At 59.7% G+C, this 19,099-nt stretch carries 20 protein-coding genes and 2 tRNA genes; 11 read left to right on the top strand and 11 right to left on the bottom strand.

Annotated features, from left to right (window positions below):
- Positions 1-120: 120 nt before the first annotated feature.
- Positions 121-615 carry a thiol peroxidase gene (gene tpx, locus H9Q10_RS01450; protein ID WP_197902255.1) on the top strand — a complete coding sequence of 165 codons (495 nt, stop codon included), beginning with the start codon at positions 121-123 and terminating at the stop codon, positions 613-615.
- Positions 616-797: 182 nt separating this feature from the next.
- Here the strand turns inward: tpx and H9Q10_RS01445 are convergent, their stop codons facing one another.
- From H9Q10_RS01445 to H9Q10_RS01435, 3 genes are all read right to left on the bottom strand, one after another.
- A complete protein-coding gene (locus tag H9Q10_RS01445; protein ID WP_197902254.1) occupies positions 798-1,376 on the bottom strand; it encodes a hypothetical protein in 579 nt (192 codons plus the stop codon).
- Between the two features lie 189 nt (positions 1,377-1,565).
- Positions 1,566-2,378, bottom strand: coding sequence for a symmetrical bis(5'-nucleosyl)-tetraphosphatase (locus tag H9Q10_RS01440; RefSeq protein WP_197902253.1), 813 nt, complete (start codon positions 2,376-2,378; stop codon positions 1,566-1,568).
- 95 nt (positions 2,379-2,473) lie between these two features.
- Positions 2,474-2,860, bottom strand: coding sequence for a RidA family protein (locus H9Q10_RS01435; protein WP_197902252.1), 387 nt, complete (start codon positions 2,858-2,860; stop codon positions 2,474-2,476).
- Here H9Q10_RS01435 and H9Q10_RS12210 point away from each other — a divergent pair.
- Positions 2,859-2,990 (top strand): hypothetical protein, encoded by a 132-nt coding sequence (locus tag H9Q10_RS12210; RefSeq protein WP_274381485.1) that lies wholly within the window; start codon positions 2,859-2,861, stop codon positions 2,988-2,990. The two genes, H9Q10_RS01435 and H9Q10_RS12210, sit on opposite strands and share 2 nt — an antisense overlap.
- Before the next feature lie 21 nt (positions 2,991-3,011).
- Here the strand turns inward: H9Q10_RS12210 and trmA are convergent, their stop codons facing one another.
- The 7 genes from trmA to rpmH all read right to left on the bottom strand — a co-directional run bounded on the left by trmA (position 3,012) and on the right by rpmH (position 8,824).
- Positions 3,012-4,112: a tRNA (uridine(54)-C5)-methyltransferase TrmA gene (gene trmA, locus H9Q10_RS01430; protein WP_197902251.1), complete on the bottom strand. Its 1,101-nt coding sequence runs from the start codon at positions 4,110-4,112 to the stop codon at positions 3,012-3,014.
- Between the two features lie 277 nt (positions 4,113-4,389).
- Positions 4,390-4,971 (bottom strand): opacity family porin, encoded by a 582-nt coding sequence (locus tag H9Q10_RS01425; protein WP_197902250.1) that lies wholly within the window; start codon positions 4,969-4,971, stop codon positions 4,390-4,392.
- 227 nt (positions 4,972-5,198) lie between these two features.
- Entirely contained in the window at positions 5,199-6,125 is a 927-nt protein-coding gene (gene ppk2, locus H9Q10_RS01420) for a polyphosphate kinase 2 (RefSeq protein WP_197902249.1), read from the bottom strand.
- A 202-nt stretch (positions 6,126-6,327) separates the two neighbouring features.
- A complete protein-coding gene (yidC, locus tag H9Q10_RS01415; protein ID WP_197902248.1) occupies positions 6,328-7,968 on the bottom strand; it encodes a membrane protein insertase YidC in 1,641 nt (546 codons plus the stop codon).
- 171 nt (positions 7,969-8,139) lie between these two features.
- A complete protein-coding gene (yidD, locus tag H9Q10_RS01410) occupies positions 8,140-8,352 on the bottom strand; it encodes a membrane protein insertion efficiency factor YidD (RefSeq protein ID WP_197902247.1) in 213 nt (70 codons plus the stop codon).
- Positions 8,346-8,687 (bottom strand): ribonuclease P protein component, encoded by a 342-nt coding sequence (gene rnpA, locus H9Q10_RS01405; RefSeq protein ID WP_197902246.1) that lies wholly within the window; start codon positions 8,685-8,687, stop codon positions 8,346-8,348. Before rnpA ends, yidD begins: the two co-directional genes overlap by 7 nt.
- 2 nt (positions 8,688-8,689) lie before the next feature.
- The gene (gene rpmH / locus H9Q10_RS01400; protein ID WP_082890768.1) at positions 8,690-8,824 is read right to left on the bottom strand and encodes a 50S ribosomal protein L34; all 135 of its coding nucleotides are present in this window, start codon (positions 8,822-8,824) and stop codon (positions 8,690-8,692) included.
- A 207-nt stretch (positions 8,825-9,031) separates the two neighbouring features.
- Between rpmH and dnaA the strand changes: the two genes are divergently transcribed.
- From dnaA to H9Q10_RS01355, 9 genes are all read left to right on the top strand, one after another.
- Positions 9,032-10,597: a chromosomal replication initiator protein DnaA gene (gene dnaA, locus H9Q10_RS01395; RefSeq protein ID WP_197902245.1), complete on the top strand. Its 1,566-nt coding sequence runs from the start codon at positions 9,032-9,034 to the stop codon at positions 10,595-10,597.
- Between the two features lie 15 nt (positions 10,598-10,612).
- On the top strand, positions 10,613-11,716 hold the full coding sequence (gene dnaN, locus H9Q10_RS01390; RefSeq protein ID WP_197902244.1) for a DNA polymerase III subunit beta: 1,104 nt from the start codon (positions 10,613-10,615) through the stop codon (positions 11,714-11,716).
- Positions 11,717-12,048: 332 nt separating this feature from the next.
- On the top strand, positions 12,049-13,866 hold the full coding sequence (locus H9Q10_RS01385; protein WP_197902243.1) for a tetratricopeptide repeat protein: 1,818 nt from the start codon (positions 12,049-12,051) through the stop codon (positions 13,864-13,866).
- A gap of 254 nt (positions 13,867-14,120) precedes the next feature.
- Positions 14,121-14,714 (top strand): outer membrane lipoprotein LolB, encoded by a 594-nt coding sequence (locus H9Q10_RS01380; protein ID WP_197902242.1) that lies wholly within the window; start codon positions 14,121-14,123, stop codon positions 14,712-14,714.
- The gene (gene ispE / locus H9Q10_RS01375; RefSeq protein WP_197902241.1) at positions 14,714-15,568 is read left to right on the top strand and encodes a 4-(cytidine 5'-diphospho)-2-C-methyl-D-erythritol kinase; all 855 of its coding nucleotides are present in this window, start codon (positions 14,714-14,716) and stop codon (positions 15,566-15,568) included. Before H9Q10_RS01380 ends, ispE begins: the two co-directional genes overlap by 1 nt.
- A 109-nt stretch (positions 15,569-15,677) precedes the next feature.
- Positions 15,678-15,754, top strand: a tRNA-Gln gene (locus H9Q10_RS01370).
- Between the two features lie 21 nt (positions 15,755-15,775).
- Positions 15,776-15,852: transfer RNA gene (locus H9Q10_RS01365), tRNA-Gln, on the top strand.
- Positions 15,853-16,218: 366 nt separating this feature from the next.
- Complete coding sequence (locus H9Q10_RS01360; protein ID WP_197902240.1) at positions 16,219-17,202, top strand: ribose-phosphate pyrophosphokinase; 984 nt, start codon at positions 16,219-16,221, stop codon at positions 17,200-17,202.
- Positions 17,203-17,295: 93 nt separating this feature from the next.
- Positions 17,296-17,868 (top strand): 50S ribosomal protein L25/general stress protein Ctc, encoded by a 573-nt coding sequence (locus tag H9Q10_RS01355; RefSeq protein ID WP_197902239.1) that lies wholly within the window; start codon positions 17,296-17,298, stop codon positions 17,866-17,868.
- Between the two features lie 311 nt (positions 17,869-18,179).
- Here the strand turns inward: H9Q10_RS01355 and H9Q10_RS01350 are convergent, their stop codons facing one another.
- Positions 18,180-19,061, bottom strand: coding sequence for a cysteine ABC transporter substrate-binding protein (locus H9Q10_RS01350; RefSeq protein WP_197902361.1), 882 nt, complete (start codon positions 19,059-19,061; stop codon positions 18,180-18,182).
- Between the last annotated feature and the right edge of the window lie 38 nt (positions 19,062-19,099).

Raw genomic sequence — 19,099 nt, 5'->3', positions numbered from 1 at the left:
TAAGCCGTATTTAGGCAGCAGCCATTTTTCAGGTAGCCCCAGCTTGGCAAGCTGCCAAAAAAGCACTATCCTTCGCCGCGCAACACCCCCTCTCCATCCACATCAAGAAAGGATAGCAACATGGCAAACATCACCTTCCGCGGCACCCCCGCCCACACCGTGGGCAGCCTGCCCGCCGCCGGCCAAACCGCCCCCGCCTTCACCCTCACCGCCGCCGATTTGTCCGACCAAACCCTGGCCGATTTTGCCGGCAAACGCAAAGTGCTCAACATTTTCCCCAGCGTGGATACCGGCGTGTGCGCCCAATCCGTGCGCACCTTCAACCAGCGCGCCGCCGCACTGCAAAACGCCGTGGTGCTGTGCGTGTCCGCCGACCTGCCCTTCGCCCAAGCCCGCTTCTGCGGCGCCGAAGGCTTGGATAACGTGGTTACCCTTTCCACCTTCCGCAGCAGCTTCGGCGCCGACTACGGCGTCACCCTGGCCGACACCCCGCTGCGCGGCCTCACCGCCCGCGCCGTGCTGGTGCTCGACGAAAACAATCAAGTGCTGCACGCCGAGCTGGTGCCCGAAATCGGCCAAGAGCCGAACTACGACGCCGCGCTGGCCGTGCTCTAAGCTTTCCTCAGCCGCCAATCAAGCCACCTGCCTCCACAAATGCGCAGGCGGCTTGGTTTAAACCGAAACGCCACAGGCTACCTGAAAACCCCAAACCGTTTTCAGGTAGCCTTTCTTATTGCCGGCGCCGCCCAACAAAAACCGCCCGATATTTCGGGCGGTTTTGATGATGGCACACGCGATTAGCGGCGGCGTTGCTGCTGCGGGCGGGCGTTGCGGCTGCCGCGGGCGGGGGCGGCGGCTTGGCGGCTGGCGGTGCAGTTTTGCAGAACCGGAGTCGGGTTCACCGGATTGCCGGCGTTATCCACCGACTGCGCCTGCAGCAGCGCCACGGCATTCACGCGGGTAACGTTGGCGGGGGTGGCTTTTTCGGTTACCCAAATCACGCCGTTGCCGTAGTAGCTGTTTTGCTGCTGGCCGTTGCTGTCGTTCAGCACGCGCCACAGGCCGGGGGAAACCTGGTTGTTGATTTTCAGCTGGGCCACCACGAGGGTGTTGTCTTTGATGCCGTACATGGCATTAACCTGTTGCTGCTGGCCGCCGGCGGCTTGGCAGGTGTAGCGGGCTTCCACGGTGCGGTCGATGCCGTCTGCCTGGGCTACCTGAATATTGCCGATGGCGGCGGTGGATTCGCCGCCTTGCTGTGCCTGCTGGCCTTGCTGTTGGGTTTGCGGCTGGCCGCCTTCGGGGGCTTTGCTGCTGGAGCAGGCGCTCAGGGCGAGGATGGCCAGGGCGGCGGGGATAATCACTTTGCTGTTCATAAGAAACTCCTGTTATTTGCTTGGGAAACGCATCGTTATCACGGAAACGTCTTAGCGGGCGGCTGATCTGCCCTGTGCGATGCGAACGGGCGCATTGTAGCAAAAGCCCGCCCGGGCTGCCCGCCTGTTCGTGTTAATAATCTTTAAAATCAGGCACAGGCACGGGAAGGCTACCTGAAATTTTATGCTTCACTCAAACTGCTTGGGCTGCTTGGAGGCTACCTGAAAAACCTGCTGCGTGTCCAAATCGAGCGCGGTGAGCTCGCCGCCCCACAGCGCGCCGGTGTCGATGCCGGCCACGCTTTCGCCCTGATACAGCCCGAGTGCGGACCAATGGCCGAACACGGTTTGGCTGCCGAGGGTTTGCCGATTGGGTGCGCGGAACCAGGGCATGAGGTGGGCGGGCATATCGGGCAGGGTGCCTTTGTAGTCGAAATCCATGCTGCCGTCGCGGTGCAGGGCGCGCATGCGGGTGAGCACGTTGGTGGCGAAGCGCAGGCGTTCGGTTTCGTTGGCGGCGCGATCGGTGTTCGGCGTGTTGCCGTACATGTGGGCGAAAAACCAGTCGGGGCGGCTTTGCAGGGCGACGGCCACTTCGTCGGCGCGCTGCCGGGTTTCGTTTACCGTCCATTGCGGCCAGATGCCGGCGTGCACGAGGGTGCAGCGTTCGTTGTGCAGCATCAGTGGCTGGCGCAGCAACCAATCGAGCAGGGGCTGGCGGTCGGGGGCGGCGAGGATGTCGCCCACGGTGTCGCTGCGTTTGAGTTTGCCGTGGCCGTGGGCGATGGCGAGCAGGTGCAGGTCGTGGTTGCCGAGCACGGTTTGGATGCTGCCTTCGTGTTGTTTCACGTAGCGCAGGCAGGCGAGGGATTGGGGGCCGCGATTCACGAGGTCGCCCACGAGCCAGAGGGTGTCGCGGCCGTGGGTGAAGCCGATGTGGGCGAGCAGTGCTTGAAATTCGGCGAAACAGCCTTGCAGATCGCCGATTGCGTAGTGTGCCATGATGTTGGTGGGATAATGGTTTGCAAATGGGTTGGGCAATATTAAAGGCTACCTGAAAATTCAGCCTTGCTGTTTTCAGGTAGCCTCTATGCGCTTTAGGCGTTCAACACCACTACGCCTTCCACTTCCACCAGCACGCCTTTGGGCAGGGCGGACACTTGCACGGCGGCGCGGGCGGGGAAGGGCTCGCGGCAGTATTCGCCCATGATTTGGTTGAAGGTGGCGAAGTGGGAGAGGTCGGTAAGGTAGGCGTTGAGTTTCACCACGTCGTCGAAGCTGCCGCCGGCGGCCTCGATCACGGCTTTGAGGTTTTCAAACACTTGGCGGGTCTGCTCGGCAAAGCCGCCTTCCACCACCTGCATGGTGGCGGGCACCAGCGGAACTTGGCCGCTCAAATACACGGTGTTGCCGGCGCGCACGGCTTGGGAATAGGCGCCGATGGCGGCGGGGGCGCGGTCGGTGTGGATGATGGTTTTGGCCATGATGAAACTCCTTTGTTTGCGGGTTATGGGAAAGAAGCCCGATTATATCGCCAACGCCAAGGGCAATCCAAACGGGCGGCAGAAGCAGGATAAAGACTACCTGAAAATCGCTTGTCCCATTTTCAGGTAGCCTCTTGCAGCCGCGCGCCTACTAGCGCCGCTTCAGCAACACCCCGCTCTCGATATGCGGCGTAAACGGAAACTGGTCGAACAGCGCCGCGCGCGCGATGCGGTGGGTCTGCGAGAGCACGCCCAAGTTGGCGTGCAGCGTTTCCGGGTTGCAGGAAACATAGATAATATTGTCGAACTCTTGCAGCAGGGAGAGTGTACCGGCGTCCACCCCCGCGCGCGGCGGATCCACCAACACGGTGGAAAACGAATAATCCGCCAAATCAATGCCCTGCTCCTGCAAACGGCGGAAAGTGCGCACGCCGTGGAAAGCCTGGGTAAACTCCTCCGCCGACAGCCGCGCCAGCCGGATATTGGCCGCGCCGTTGGCCTCGATATTCCACTGTGCCGCCTGCACCGAAGTTTTCGACAATTCCGTGGCCAACACCCGCCGGAAATACCGCGCCAGCGGCAGCGTGAAATTGCCGTTGCCGCAATAGAGCTCCAGCAAATCCCCGCCCAAACCCGCCGCCGCGCCGCAGGCCCAATCCAGCATCTTTTGGCACATCAGCGCATTGGGCTGACTGAAGCCGCCCTCGTATTGGCGATACAGCCACTCACGCCCGCCGGCCGACAGCCGCTCGGTCACGAAATCCTGCGCCAACACCAGCTTCTGCCCGCGACTGCGCCCGATAATCATGATGCCCAGCTCGCGCTGCAACCGCTCCGCCGCCGCGCGCCAGCGCTCGCACAGCCGCTTGTGGTAAATCATCCCCACCAGCATCTCGCCGCTTAAAGTGGACAAAAATTCGCACTGATACCAGCGCTCGCGCAGCAGCGGCTCGGCCTGCACCGCCGCGAGCAGCTTCGGCATCAACGCATTGATGGCCGCCGAAGCCGCCGGCAGCCCATCCAGCCGCCGCAGCGAAGCCGCGCCCGCCTTCTGCCCCGGCTCAAACATGGCATAGCTGATACGTTCCCCCTCATGCCACACGCGGAACTCCGCGCGCATCCGGTAATGCCGCTCCGGCGAGGCAAACACTTGCCATTCGGGCGGCGAAAACTCGGTAAAACGCTGTTTCAGGTAGCCTGCCTTCTGTTGCAGCTGGGCGGCGTATTCGGGGCTGGAGGCGGAATCGGTCATCACGTTGGGCTCGGAAGGAAATAAAGAGCCGCATTATATCGCCCGGCTGTGGACAAACCAAAAGGCTACCTGAAAATGTGAGCTTCAACGAAGTTTCTGGGAAGCTAAATTTCAGGTAGCCTTTTGGGCTGTGCCGCTGATCAGTCGGCGCTCATATTGATGTTGTCTTTAAACTGCGCGTTGGGCACTTGTATTATTAGCGAGTGCGGATACTGATAGCAAAACCGCCCAAACCTTTCGGCTGCGGGCGATTTTTTCAATATGCTGGTCCGGTTAATCAGAATTTCACGCGCACGCCGGCGGAAACTTCGTGGGAATCCACTTTCACGCCGTCGAATTTGCCCCAGTAGTTGTAGCGGTAGCCTGCATCCAGGGCGATGTTTGGGGTGATGTCGTAGCCCACACCGGCCAGGATGCCGACGCCGGCTTTGGTTTTGCGGGTTTCGTAGTGTTCGGTGAAGCCGGGACTGCGTTCGGTGGTGTCGAACGATACGCGGTTGAGGCCGAGGCGTGCACCGACATAGGGTTTCACCGGGGCACTCAGGTCGAAGTCGTAAATGGCGGATACGCCGAGGCTTTGGAATTTGGCTTCGGCGTCGTAAGAAGTGGAGCTGCTGATTTGACTGCTTTCGCTGCGGGATTTGTAGTGGGTGTAGTCGGCAGCCACGCGGAAATCGCCGAAGTCGTAGCCGAAGGAGAGGCGCGGAATGAAGCCTTTGGCGGTGGCGCTTTCGCCGTACACTTTGCCTTTCACGGAGGCGTGCCCGAGATCGCCTTGCACGTAGAAACCGCGGTTGTCGTCGGCCAGGGCAAGGCCGGAAAGGGAAAGGGCAAGCAGGGTAGCCAGAACTTTTTTCATGATGTTTCCTCGCAATAGATAAAGATGGTTTGAATAAGCGGCAGCTATGAGAACTGCCGACCGACCGGATTGTATTGTGCGGCGGCGGCTCGGACAATCTTAAAAGACTTTAACGAAGTGGATTGTTGGAATTCTGCCATAAATGAAATGATGGGACGAGCACTGCAAAGAAGCAAAAGGCTACCTGAAAAATAATTTTCAGGTAGCCTTTTGGGCTGTGCCGCCGATCAGTCGGCGCTCATATTGATGTTGTCTTTAAACTGCGCGTTGGGCACTTGCACAATCAGCGGATCCACCGGGCCGATGGCTTTGAGGTCGCGGTCGGGATAGTCGAGGGCGTGCAGGAAGAAGCGGATGCAGTTGAGGCGGGCGCGTTTTTTGTCGTCGGATTTGATGATGGTCCAGGGCGCGTCGCCGGTGTGGGTGTGGAAGAACATGGTGTTCTTGGCCTCGGTGTAGTCATCCCAGCGGTCGAGCGATTCGATGTCCACTGGAGAGAGTTTCCAGTGTTTCAAGGGGTCGTCGCGGCGGGAGATGAAGCGGCGCAGCTGCTCTTCGCGCGATACGGAAAACCAGAATTTAAACAGGTGCATGCCGCTGTTTACCAGCATGCGTTCCAATTCGGGCGCCTGGCGCATGAATTGCAGGTATTCGTGCGGCTCGCAAAAGCCCATCACGCGCTCCACGCCAGCGCGGTTGTACCAGGAGCGGTCGAAAAACACCATTTCGCCGGCGGTGGGCAGATGGTTGATATAGCGCTGGAAATACCATTGGCCGCGTTCGCGGTCGCTGGGTTTTTCCAAAGCCACCACGCGGGCGCCGCGCGGGTTGAGGTGCTCCATATAGCGTTTGATGGTACCGCCTTTGCCGGCGGCGTCGCGGCCTTCAAACAGGGCGGCGATGCGGCTGCCGCTGTCTTTCACCCAGCTCTGCACTTTGAGCAGCTCGATTTGCAGCTTTTTCTTTTCTTTTTCGTATACGCTGCGGCTGATGCGGGTGCGGTAGGGATAACTTTCGGGCAGCGGTGCAACGGAAGAGTTTTCGCTGCTGCGGTTGCCGCTGTATTGCAGCACCTGTTCTTCGAATACCTGCAGGCGGTCTTTGCGCTCCGATAAGTCGATTTCTTCAAACGGCTTGAGTTGGTGGTCGGTCATTTCGTGCCCCTTATGGCGTGTTGTTGATAAACTTTATCCTTTAAACTAATGTGGGGATTTTAACCTTGATGAGGCTACCTGAAAAGATAAAACCCACCAAAACACACCTGCCGCCATCCTATTGCCCCTCCATCCGTTCCATACCGAACAAAACAGCCCGAACCGGGATGGTTCGGGCTGTTTGCCTTGATTAAAGGCGGATTCAGCGAACGCGCGTGGTGGCGGCAATCTTGCGGTTAATCAGCCACTGCTGCGCCATGCTCAACAGGTTGTTCACCACGTAGTACAACACCAGGCCGGCCGGGAAGAAGAAGAACATGGCGGAGAACACCAGCGGCATGATCTTCATCATTTTGGCCTGCATCGGATCGCTCGGCGGCGGGCTGAGCCTGGTTTGCAGGAACATGGTGATCGCCATCAGAATCGGCAGGATATACATTGGATCGGGCCGAGCCAAGTCGGCCACCCAGCCCCACGAAGCCTGGCGCAGCTCAACCGAGGCGAACAACACCCAATACAGGCCGATGAACACCGGGAACTGCAACAGCATGGGCAGGCAGCCGCCCAGCGGGTTGATTTTTTCTTCTTTATACATCTTCATCATGGCCTGCTGCAGCGCCATACGGTCGTCGCCATGCTGTTTTTTCAGCATTTCCAGTTTGGGCGCCACGGCGCGCATTTTGGCCATGGAGCGGTAGGAAGCATTGGTGAGCGGCAGGAGCAGGGTTTTCACGATGATGGTGAGCAGCACGATAGACCAGCCCCAGTTGCCAACCATGCCGTGCAGCCAGTTCAAGAGCTGGAACAGCGGCGCGGCCACGATGTGGGTGCGGCCGTAGTCTTTCACGCGCTCCAAATCGTCGGCCACTTTGGTGATCACGGAGTATTCCTGCGGGCCGGCATACAGCTCCACCGGTACGCTCAGCTTCTGACCGGCGGCAATGGCTGGCAGCGGCACGCGCACACCGGCGGAATAGAGGTTGTCGCTGCGGCGTTTGATGTCGAGTAGGCAGGCACCGTTTTGGCAGATGCTATTGCCGTCCTTCGGCTGCAAAATCCACACGGTGGTGAAGTAGTGCTGGGTGAAGCCGATCCAGCCGGATTGGGCAGTGCGCTGGTAATCGGCGGTATCGCGGCGGGAGGTAAAGTCGTCGTCTAAATCGCCAAATTGCACTTTTTGGAACTTGCCTTCCGGCGTGAACACCACGGGGCCGGCATAAGTCTGGTTGAAATAGCCGCTGCCTTCGGGTTTGCTGTTATCGCGCAACACGCGGTACACGCCGTCGAGCTTCAGCGGCTCGGCAGTATTATTGGTGATGTCGAAGCGCACGTCGATCACGTAGCTGCCTTTGCTGAAGGTATATACCTTGTCCACCTGGATGCCGTCGGTTTCCGGCGCACTCAGGCGCACTTCCAGTTTGTCGCCGTTGAGGGTATAGCTGTTTTGCGCGGCCTTAAACTGGCTGTCTTGCAGCAGGTAATTGCCCTTGGCGTCGATCAGCAGCGATTGCGCCAGATATTTGTGCTCACGGCTGTCGGAAAGCAGGGTAAAGGTTTTGCTGGCATCGCTGGTGGCATTGTGCTTGAGCAGGTCAAGGCCGCGCAGATCGCCGCTGTTTTCGTCGATCACGGCTTTGAGTGTGTCGGTGGTGACGGTAATCGGCTTGGTCGGCGCCAAATCGGTTCCGGCCGGTGCGGCGGCGGTTTGCTGCGCCGCCGTTTCCTGCGAAGCGGCCTGTTCGGGCTGCGGCGGGCGCGGGCTGATAAACTCCCAGGCAAGCAGAATGATTACTGCCACGACAGCAAAAGCCATCATCCTTTTCAGATCGTTATTGGATTCCATAAAATCGGGTTCCGTTTTTGGCAAGATAAACGGTAGTCTGCCATTCCTAACAGGCTACCTGAAAACAAAGCTTCAACACAGTTTAAATACAATGCTGCAAAGTTTCCGCAAAGCAGAAATGCCACGATGCAGCCGGCGACCATCGACAACTTAAAACCCGCAACCGTTATGCTATGGCACCGGGTCAACCCCACTGCCGCCCCACGGATGGCAGCGGCAAATGCGTTTGAGCGCCAGCCAGCCGCCTTTGAGCGCGCCGTATTTGCGCACCGCTTCCACGGCGTATTGCGAACAAGTGGGCTGATAACGGCAGCGCGGCGGCAGCATCGGGCTGACAGCATATTGATAAAACCGTATCAGGCCAAGCAGAATTTTGGCTAACATGTCTTTCTCGGCACCATCCGCTCCAACTGTGCCCACACCTGCGGCAGCTCAGACGAATCAAACGGCCGGCGCGCGCGGATAATCAAATCGCAGTCTGTCAAGCGGTACCGGTTGAGCCGGAACCACTCGCGCAAGGCACGTTTCATGTAGTTGCGGCGGTTGGCACGGCGGGCGGTTTTCTTGGGAACCACCAAACCTAAGCGGGGATGTCCCAAACCGTTCGGCTTGCTCCACAGCTGCAACGCCGGCTGGGATTTCATGCGGCGTAAAGCAAAAACGGATGAGAAATCATCCGTTTTCAATAAGCGGTATGGTTTGCCGAAACAGTAGTCCACTGTTATACGGCCAAACGTTTACGGCCCTTGGCACGGCGTGCAGCCAATACGGCGCGGCCGCCGCGGGTTCTGGAGCGGACCAAAAAGCCGTGGGTGCGTTTGCGGCGGATAACGGAAGGTTGATAAGTGCGTTTCATGATGTTTCCCGTGGAAATTGAGTCTAAAAGCTGAAAGCGGCGTATTACACCTGATTTTGCTGACATTGTCAAACCGATACCGCATCCGGCCGGCATATTTCCGCCTTGGTAAGCCCTCTGGATTTTGGGTATAATCCGCCGGCACCGCACCTCCTGACGGCGGCGCCAAACCCGCCGCCGTATCCCGTTTCCCCTCTGATTGCCACCATGACGCTCGAACAATTCTGGCCGTATTGCCTGCATCATTTGCGCCACACCCTGCCCGCCAAACAGTATCAAAGCTGGATTGCGCCGCTGAGCGTGGGCGAAAGAGCGGACGGCGGATGGGTGGTGTATGCGCCCAGCCGCTTCGTGCTGAATATGTTGCGCACGCACTATGCCGGCGAAATCCGCAGCCTGCTGCAACAAAGGCTACCTGAAAATACACCGGAGCTGGTTTTTCAACAAGGGCAGGGCAAACAATATGCACCTGCCAGCGAGCCTTGGCCGGACAACACTACCCGACAGCCTGCGCCGAAGTCGGACGCCACCTCCGTAAAAACATCGCCTAAAAAAGCAAAAAAAACTTCCGCTCAAGCAGCGCCTATCGACAAACGCACCGCCCTAGAAATGGTGCAGGCGCGATTGGAAAGCCTGGGCATCGCCCCGCAGCCGGAGCCAGCACACACCGAAGCGGCACTCCCTGTCTCCGCCCAGCCTGCCCCAGCCAAACCGGCCGAACAGCGCAGCGAACAGCAGAAACAGCGTTATGCGCAAACCAATCTGTCGTCGGAATACACTTTCGACACCTTGGTGGAAGGCAAAGGCAACCGCCTGGCCGTGGCCGCCGCCCGTTCCATCGCCGAAAATCCGGGCAAAAACTACAACCCGTTTTTCCTCTACGGCAGCACCGGCCTGGGCAAAACCCATCTGGCGCAGGCCGTGGGCAACGAACTGTTGCGGCTCAAACCCGATGCCAAAATCTACTATATGCACGCCGAAGACTTCGTGCGCGGCATGATTCAGGCCTTCCGCAACCACGCCCATGACGCCTTCCGTCAGCAATATAAGCCCTATGATTTCCTGATTATCGACGATATCCAATTTATCAAAGGCAAAGACCGCAGCATGGAAGAATTCTTCCACCTGTATAACCATTGCCACCACCATAAAAAACAGATTATCCTTACCTGCGATGTGCTGCCCACCAAAATCGACGACATGGACGACCGCCTGAAATCCCGGTTCTCCTGGGGTTTGACGGTGGAATTGGAGCCGCCAGAATTAGAAATGAGGGTGGAAATTTTGCAGAAAAAGGCCGAATCGCTCGGTGTGGAATTGAAAGAAGATGCCGCGTTTTTCATCGCCACCCATGTGCGTTCCAACGTGCGCGAGCTGGAGGGTGCCTTCAAACGGGTGGAGGCACGCAGCCGCTTTTTGGCCAAACCGATTGATGTGGAGCTGGCCACTGAAGCGCTGCAAGACATCGTGGTCGGCAATTTCAAGCCGATCAACCTGCCCCTGATTATGGATACCGTGGCCAAATATTACGGTATCCGCACTGCCGACCTAATCGGCAAAAAGCGCGCCCAAAGCATCGTCCGCCCGCGCCATCTGGCCATCAAGCTCGCCCGCGAGCTCACGTCTTACAGCTACGAAGACATCGGCAAGGCGTTCGGCGGTCGCGACCACAGCACCGTGCTCAATTCGGTGAAGAAGGCCGACGAGCTGCGCAATGCCGATGCCGAAATCGCCCAAGACTACGAAAAACTACTGATTATAATCAAAAATTAACCAAGGAAGCCTTTCATGCTGATTTTAGAAGCCGAGCGCGACACCCTGCTCAAACCACTGCAAGCCGTAACCGGCATCGTGGAGCGCAAGCATACCCTGCCGATCCTCTCCAACGTGCTGATTGAGCGCAGCGGCGGCCAGACCAACATCCTGGCCACCGATTTGGAAATCCAAATCCACACCCACGGCCCGCACACCGACGCCGCCGATTTCCGCATCACCACCAATGCCAAAAAGCTGCAAGACATCCTGCGCGCCCTGCCTGAGGGCGCGATTGTGGCGCTGGATTGGGCACAAAACCGCCTCACGCTGAAAGCCGGCAAATCCCGTTTCGCGCTGCAAACCCTGCCAGCGGAAGATTTCCCACTGATGAGCGTGGGAGAGGAAGTGGTGTCCGCCTTCACCCTGCCGCAGGAAACCTTGCGCAATATGCTCTCGCAGGTGCAATACGCCATGGCGGTGCAGGATATCCGCTACTACCTCAACGGCCTCCTGATGCAGGTGGAAGGCAGCAACCTGCGCCTGGTGGCCACCGACGGCCACCGCCTGGCCTATTCCGCCGCCGTGATCGATGCCGACCTGCCCAAGGCCGAAGTCATCCTGCCGCGCAAAACCGTGCTCGAGCTGTTTAAGCTGCTCAACCGCCCGGAAGAGCCGGTTACCGTGGAGCTCTTGAACAACCAGGTGCGCTTCCGCTGCAACGACACCGTAGTGGTGAGCAAGGTGGTAGACGGAAAATTCCCCGATTTCAACCGCGTGATTCCGCAAGACAACGATAAAATCTTCCTACTCGGCCGCCTGCCGCTGTTGGGCGCCTTGGAGCGCGCCGCCATTTTGGCCAACGAAAAATTCCGCGGCGTGCGCCTGCAGCTTCGCCCCGGCCTGTTGAGCGTGTTGTGCAGCAACAGCGAGCAGGAAGAAGCGCGCGAAGAGCTGGAAATCGCCTACCAGGGCGCCGAGCTGGAAGTGGGCTTCAACATCAACTACCTGATGGACGTGCTGCGCAACGTGCACGCCGAAGACATCCAGCTGGCTTTCGGCGACGCCAACCGCTCCACCCTGTTTACCATCCCCGACAACGCCGATTTCAAATACATCGTGATGCCGATGCGCATTTGATCGGGCATTGCCCCGCATGAAACACAGCAGGCTACCTGAAAACGAGCAAAGTGCGTTTGGCTAACACAAAGTTTCCGCAAAGCAGAAATGAATTTCTGCACAGTCAAAAGCGCCAAGGTAAAAGTTTTCAGGTAGCCTGAAAAACATCTGGCAAGCTAAGCCCGATTGCGTTATAAACCCTGCCTCCCGCAGTTTCACTGCATTGAAGCACACGTTTTTAGCTTCGCAGAAACTCAGCTTTGCTTAGCAAAACATCGTTTTAGCGAAATTCGCTTCACTCATTTTCAGGTAGCCTCTTTCCACCGGCTGCCAAACCATCCCAAGGAATCCCCATGCTCCCACGGCACCCCCTCCGCGCCCTAGCCCTCGCCGCCGCCCTCCTGCTGCCGCTGGCCGCCCAAGCTGCGCCACCCGCACACCGGCCTCAATCCGAGCCCCTCTCCCACCGCGAAATCATCAACCGCGCCAACTATCTGGTTAGCGCCCTCTCCTCCGAAATCGCCCTGCAGCAAGGCAACGGCACCGACGCACTGGCCACCTACATGAGCCTGTTCCGCCGCACCCGCGACCCCGTCGTGGCCGAACGCGCCGTGGAAATCGCCCTCTCCGGCAGCACGCAACTGGCCGAACAGGCGCTCACCGCATGGCGCATAGCCGAGCCCAACCCCTCACCCGAGCAAAAACGCATGCGCTGGATTGTGGCCGCTGCCAAAGGCGACGTAGCCGCCGTGCACGCCGGGCTGCCCGAAGTGCTCGCCCAAACCGACCGCCACCGCATGCGCAGCGTATTCCTGCGCGTTTCCCAGCTCGCCCTCTACCACCCCGAAGCCGCCGACGCGCCCACCACCCGCCTCGTGCACCAGGCCGCCGCCCGCTTCCCCAACCTGCCCGAAGCCGCCATCGCCGATGCCATCTATGCCGCCCATGCCGGCCGCACCGCCGATGCCAACGCCGCCCTGCGCCGCCTCGCTAGCCTCGACAGTGACATCCGCCCCCTCACCAGCATCACCCTGCGCCTGATCGCCCAACGCCAGCCCGAAGTGCTGCAATACTTCTTCTCCCACGCCGACAGCCGCCACCTCTCCCCCATGTGGCAAACCCTGCAAGTGGAATCACTCATCAGCGCCAAACGCGAAGAAGAAGCCTACCGCCTGCTGCAATCCCTCCTCGCCAAGAACCCCGACCCCGACCTCTACATCCAGGCCGGCATCCTTTCCGTGCGCCGCAAAGAGCCCGTGGCCGTCACCCTCAACTATTTCGACAAAGCCTATCTGCACGGCACCCAACAGCAGAAAAGCCGCGCCGCCCTCCTCGCCGCCGCCCGCCTGGCCGAAGAGAAAAACACTGCCGACGCCCACGCTTGGCTCGAACGCGTTACCACCCCCGAGAGCCAGTTCGACAAACAGCTGATGCTGGCCAGGCTCGCCGAAATCGACAAAAACTGGCCCGCCGCCCAAGACGCCCTACTGCGCGCCGAAGCCGTGGTCGGCCGAGAAAACACCCTGTTCGACGCCGACGACCTGCTCATCGCCCAGCTGCGCCTGACCCGCGAACAGCCGCCTGCCGAAGCACTCAACACCCTGCGCACCCTCCACCGCCGCTACAGCGACAACTCCGCCCCGCCGCAGATGCTCGCCCTCATCCTCGAACAGCGCGCCATCCTCTATGCCGACCGCCTGCAGCAGCCCGACAAAGCCGTGGCCGACCTCAAACAGGCGCACGAGCTCGTGCCCAAAAACCCCGACATCCTCAACTCCCTCGGCTACACCATGATCAGCCAGCCCGGCGCCGACCTCAACCAAGCCCGCCGCTATATCGAGCAAGCCCTCGCCCGCAAACCCAAAGCCCCCGAAATCCAAGACAGCATGGGCTGGGTGCTGTTCAAACAAGGCCGCCCGCAAGAGGCCCTGCCCTACCTGCAAAACGCCCACCGCGAGCAGCCCGAAGCCGACATAGCCGCCCACCTCGGCGAAGTATTGTGGACGCTCGGCCGCAAAGATGAGGCCATCGCCGTGTGGCAGGCCGCCCGCAGCCAAGACGACAGCAGGCAAGTGTTGCAGGAAACCCTGCAACGCCTCAACATCACCCTGCCGCCCCTGCCCGAAAAAAACAGCAGCGGCGCAAACAGCAACAACGGCAGCAGCCAATAAAGCCAAAGGCTACCTGAAAATCACCATCCCGGTTTAGCGAAACCCGCCTCACTCATTTTCAGGTAGCCTTTCCCGCAACTTTACCCGCCGCCTACCCGCCCTAACCCGCTGCGGCTTTATCATGCCCCAAAATTTTCAGGTAGCCCCAAGCAAACAAAAGGCTACCTGAAAAATAGAAATGCCTCACAAAAGCCAAGCATTCACACCCGACAACCCGGATCAGGCTACCTGAAAAAGCAAACACCCAACACACCATGACCCGACACCTCACCCCCCTCCTCGCCGCCCTCCTCCTCGCCGCCTGCACCACCACCGGCACCCAAATGCCCGCAGAAGGCTGGCGCGAAGACGCCCCCACCCCCGAATTCGAAGCCGCCGGCCGCATGGGCGTGAAAGAAAACGAACGCGGCAGCTACGCCAACTTCGACTGGCTGCGCACCGCCGCCCTCCAGCTGTTCGAAGTCAAAACCCCGCTCGGCAACAGCGTCGGCCGCCTGTGCCAAGACCGCGGCGGCGTGCAAGCCATCGCCTCCAACGGCCAAGTGTACCGCGCCGCCACCAGCGCCGAACTCAGCCGACAGCTGCTCGGCTACGAGCTCCCCGTCGCCTACATCGACCGTTGGGCCAACGGCCTGCGCGTGGCCGGCGAACCCTACAGCATCCTGCCCGACGGCCGCCTGCAGCAAATGGGCTGGCGCATCCAGCGCAACCTGGATGAAAACGGCCAAGTCCGCCTGCTGCACATGGAACGCAGCGGCCTGAGCCTGCGCCTCATCTTCGACCGCTTCGGCCAGCCCGAACGCCGCCCCGCCAGCTGCTCCGCCATCGACACCGAACAGGCCGCCTGATGAGCCCGCACCCCGCCGCCCGTCCCTTTCCCGCCCCCGCCAAGCTCAACCTCGACCTGCGCATCACCGGCCGCCGCCCCGACGGCTACCACCTGCTCGAAAGCATCTTCCGCCTCATCAGCCTGTGCGACACCGTCTGGCTGCTGCCCCGCCGCGACAGCCAAATCATCCTGCACAACCCCGCCGGCGGCATCCCGCCCGAACAAGACCTCAGCCACCGCGCCGCCCGCCTGCTGCAGCAGTTTTCAGGTAGCCTGCAAGGCGTGGAAATCTGGCTAGATAAACGCATCCCCAGCGGCGGCGGCCTCGGCGGCGGCAGCTCCGACGCCGCCACCGTGCTGCTTGCCCTCAACCACCTGTGGCAAACCGCCGTGCCGCCCGAACAGCTGCACCGGCTCGGCCTCTCGCTCGGCGCCGACGTGCCCTTCTTCCTGTTCGGCCAAAGCGCCTTCGCCCAAGGCATCGGCGAAATCCTGCACCCGATCGCCCTGCCCGAACAATGGTATGTCGTCGTGCGCCCCAATGCCCACGTGTCCACCCCCAAAATCTTCGCCCACCCTGATCTCACCCGCAACAGCCCGCCCTGCCCCAACCCCGGCTTCGAACAACTGCAACCTTTCCGCAACGACATGCAGGCCGTGGTGCTGGCCGAATACCCGAGCGTGGCCGCCGCCTTCCGCCTGCTGCAAGATTACGGCACGCCGCAGATGACCGGCTCCGGCGCCTGCCTGTTTATCGCCTGCGCCACGCAGGGCGAAGCCGAGTATATCCATAGCAGGCTACCTGAAAACCTGGCCAGCTGGTGCGTGCACGGTATGGATAAGCATCCTTTATTCGCCATCCTAAACCCCTAGCCAAGCACCCCACCCCGCCATTTCCGCAGATTAGCCTTGACAAAACACGGAGGAGCCCGCATAATTCGCGCCTTTACTGAATCGCCTGTCCTCAGCGGCAGGTCAACACTGGGGATTCGCCAAGCTGGTTAAGGCATCGGATTCTGAATCCGACATGCGTAGGTTCGAATCCTACATCCCCAGCCAGGTTCAAATTAGAGAAAGTTTTGGGGATTCGCCAAGCTGGTTAAGGCACCGGATTTTGATTCCGGCATGCGTAGGTTCGAATCCTACATCCCCAGCCACCTTGCCAAAGCATGTACGCGTTACATGCTTTTCTTTTTGCTCAGGCGCAACACACAGCAAAGGCTACCTGAAAAACGAAACCGACCAAAAAACCAGGCCGTTCGGCATTTTCTTGTGGCAAAAACGCCCTTATCCGATTTTGATTGCCGAAATTGGCGCGGAAGCAGACGCACACAACACTCCGCCGCCCCCGCTCGGCCCGCAAGCGCCGCAAACAATGAATATTCCATGTAAACCGCGCTTTGGTTTTGCCCGCACCCAGCGTATAATCCGCCCGTTGCAAGCCAGCCAAACCCATTCGCGAGGAAGCGGCGATGTTTCCGACAGTCGGCGGCCAGACCGCAAACAACACAGGTAATGAAAATATGGCATACGAAAGTTTAATGGTATTTGCCGGCAATGCCAGCGTCGGCTTGGCCGAGAATGTGGTGAAACATCTCGGCATTTCATTGGGTCGCTCTTCCGTGGGCAAATTTTCCGACGGCGAAATCGCCGTGGAGCTGCTGGAAAACGTGCGCGGCCGCGACGTGTTTATTTTGCAGTCCACCTGCGCGCCCACCAACGACAACCTGATGGAGCTGCTCACCATGGCCGATGCGCTCAAACGCGCCTCCGCCGGCCGCATCACCGCCGCCATCCCCTATTTCGGCTATGCCCGCCAAGACCGTCGCCCGCGCTCCGTGCGCGTGCCGATTTCGGCCAAGCTGGTGGCCAATATGCTTGCTACTGCCGGCATCGACCGCGTGCTGACTGTGGATTTGCATGCCGACCAAATCCAAGGCTTTTTCGATATCCCGGTGGATAACATCTATGCCACCCCGATTTTGGTGCACGACGTGCTGCAACAGCGCATCGAAAACCTCACTGTGGTCAGCCCCGACATCGGCGGCGTGGTGCGTGCGCGCGCCGCGGCCAAAGTGCTGAACACCGATTTGGCCATCATCGACAAGCGCCGCCCCAAAGCCAATGTGGCCGAAGTGATGAACATCATCGGCGACGTGCAGGGCCGCACCTGCCTGATTGTGGACGACATGATCGACACCGCCAACACGCTGTGCAAAGCAGCTTCCGCCCTGAAAGAGCGCGGTGCCGAGCGCGTGTTGGCCTATGCCACCCATCCGGTGTTCTCCGGTGAAGCGGTGAGCCGCATCGCCTCTTCCGACATCGACCAGGTGGTGATTACCGATACCATCGCCCTGTCTGAGGCCGCCCGCGGCTGCAACCGCATCCGCCAGGTAACGATTGCCGGCCTCTTGGCTGAAACCATGCGCCGCATCAGCAACGAAGAATCCGTCTCATACCTCTTCAACGAGGATGTGGCGTCCCCGGGAGCGTTGTTCCTCCCCTAAGCAGGTTTGCCGCTTCGGCAAACCGTTTCCCGTGCCGTCAGGGTTGGTCGCAGCCCGGCAGACGGCACTTTTTCACTTTATGGAGTATGACCCATGTCTTTTACAATTGAAGCCCAAGTGCGCGAAGAGCAAGGTACTGGTGCGAGCCGCCGCCTGCGCCGCGAAGGCCGCGTGCCGGCCGTGATCTATGGCAACGGCGAAACCCCGGCTGCCGTTTCCGTCGACCACAAAACCGTATTCTTCGCCCTGCAGAAGGAAGCCTTCCACACCGCCGTGATCAAACTGGTGCTGAACGGCAAAGAACACGATGTGATCGTGCGCGATTTCCAGATGCACCCCTTCCGCCAGGAAGTGCGCCACATCGATTTCCAAATCGTACAAGCCGGCAAGCCGATTAAGATCCGCCTGCCGCTGCATGTGGTGAATGCCGAGAAATCCCAGGCTGTTAAACTGCAAAACAGCCGCGTGGCGCTCTTGAGCACCAGCGTGGAAGTGCTGCTGGATCCGAAACACATCCCGTCTGAGCTGCTGCTGGATTGCGAAAAAGTGGTGGCCGGCGACGTGTTGCACCTGTCCGACATTCAATTCCCGGAAGGCGTGGAAAGCACCGCGCTGCGCCGCGGCTCCAACCTGGCCGTGGCCACGGTAACCGCCGCCGGCAAATAAGCCGACACGGTTTGACTGAAGCAAAACCCCGCTGCGAAGCGGGGTTTTGTTTGGTCTGCCGCCGATGCGGCAACAGGCTACCTGAAAAGTATGGCTGCCCGTTTATGGCATTGAAACAGGTGTTTCTGCCTCGCAGAAGCTTCGTTGTTTTCAGGTAGCCTTCCCTTACTCTGCTGCCCAGTAGCAGGCTACCTGAAAACATACCGATCTGTTTTCAGGTAGCCCACAGCTAAAGCAGCCATACCCTAAACCATAAAAGGCTACCTGAATTTTTCAGGTAGCCTGAATGGATGCTTCAAACCAATCCGCGCTTATTTCGCCAAAATCTCGGCTTCCTTGTCGCCGTACACCGGACGCAGGGTTTTGTCGTAGGCGGCGTTGAGGCGGCCGTCTTGCTTGATGGCAGCGATTTCCTGATTCACCCAGTCGAGCAGCGAGCGGTTGCCTTGGCGCACGGCGGGGGCGATATGCTCGGCCGGGCCGATGTTGCCGATGGCCACTTCAAAATTGGGGTTTTCTTTGGCCCATGCCCACAACAACGCGTTGTCGTGCGCCAGCGCCACGCCGCGGCCGTCTTTGAGCGCATCGAAGGTTTCGGTGTTCTGGTCGAACTTCAACAGGTTGATGTTGGGATGGTTTTTGCTGAAATAGGCATCGGCGGTGGTGCCTTTGTTCACCAGCAGGGTTTTGCCTTCCAGCTGCGAAATATCGGTAATCGGCGCACCTTTGGGGGAAACCACGCCCAGCGCCACGTTCATATACGGGCTGGCAAAATCCACCACTTCGGCGCGTTCGGGCGTTTGGGTGAAGTTGGCCAGAATCAGGTCCACTTTGCCGGAACGCACGTATTCCACGCGGTTGGCGGCTTCGGTGAGCACGAATTCCACTTTGTCGGGGCTGCCGAGCAGGTCGTTGGCCAGGTATTTGGCGATTTCCACGTCGAAGCCTTGGTTTTTGCCCTCGGCGTCCACATAGCCGAAGGGGGGCTTGTCGCCGAACACGCCGATGCGGATCACGCCGCGCTCTTTGATTTGCGCCAGCGCGTCGTCGCCGGCCACGGCTGCGGCAGAAGCGTTGGAGGCGTTGCCGGAAGCCGCCGGTTCGCTGCCGGCCGAACCGCCGCCGCAGGCCGCTAGGCCGAAACCGATGACCGCGCCGGCCAATAGTGCTTTAAAAGATTTGTGTAACTGCATCATATTTCCTTTTCTGTGTCGGGATAAAATCAAAGGGG

This window comes from Eikenella glucosivorans, assembly GCF_016025525.2.
GTDB classification, from domain to species: Bacteria; Pseudomonadota; Gammaproteobacteria; order Burkholderiales; family Neisseriaceae; genus Eikenella; species Eikenella glucosivorans.
The sequence above is the reverse complement of the archived record's forward strand: the minus strand, read 5'-3'. Positions and strand labels throughout refer to the sequence as shown.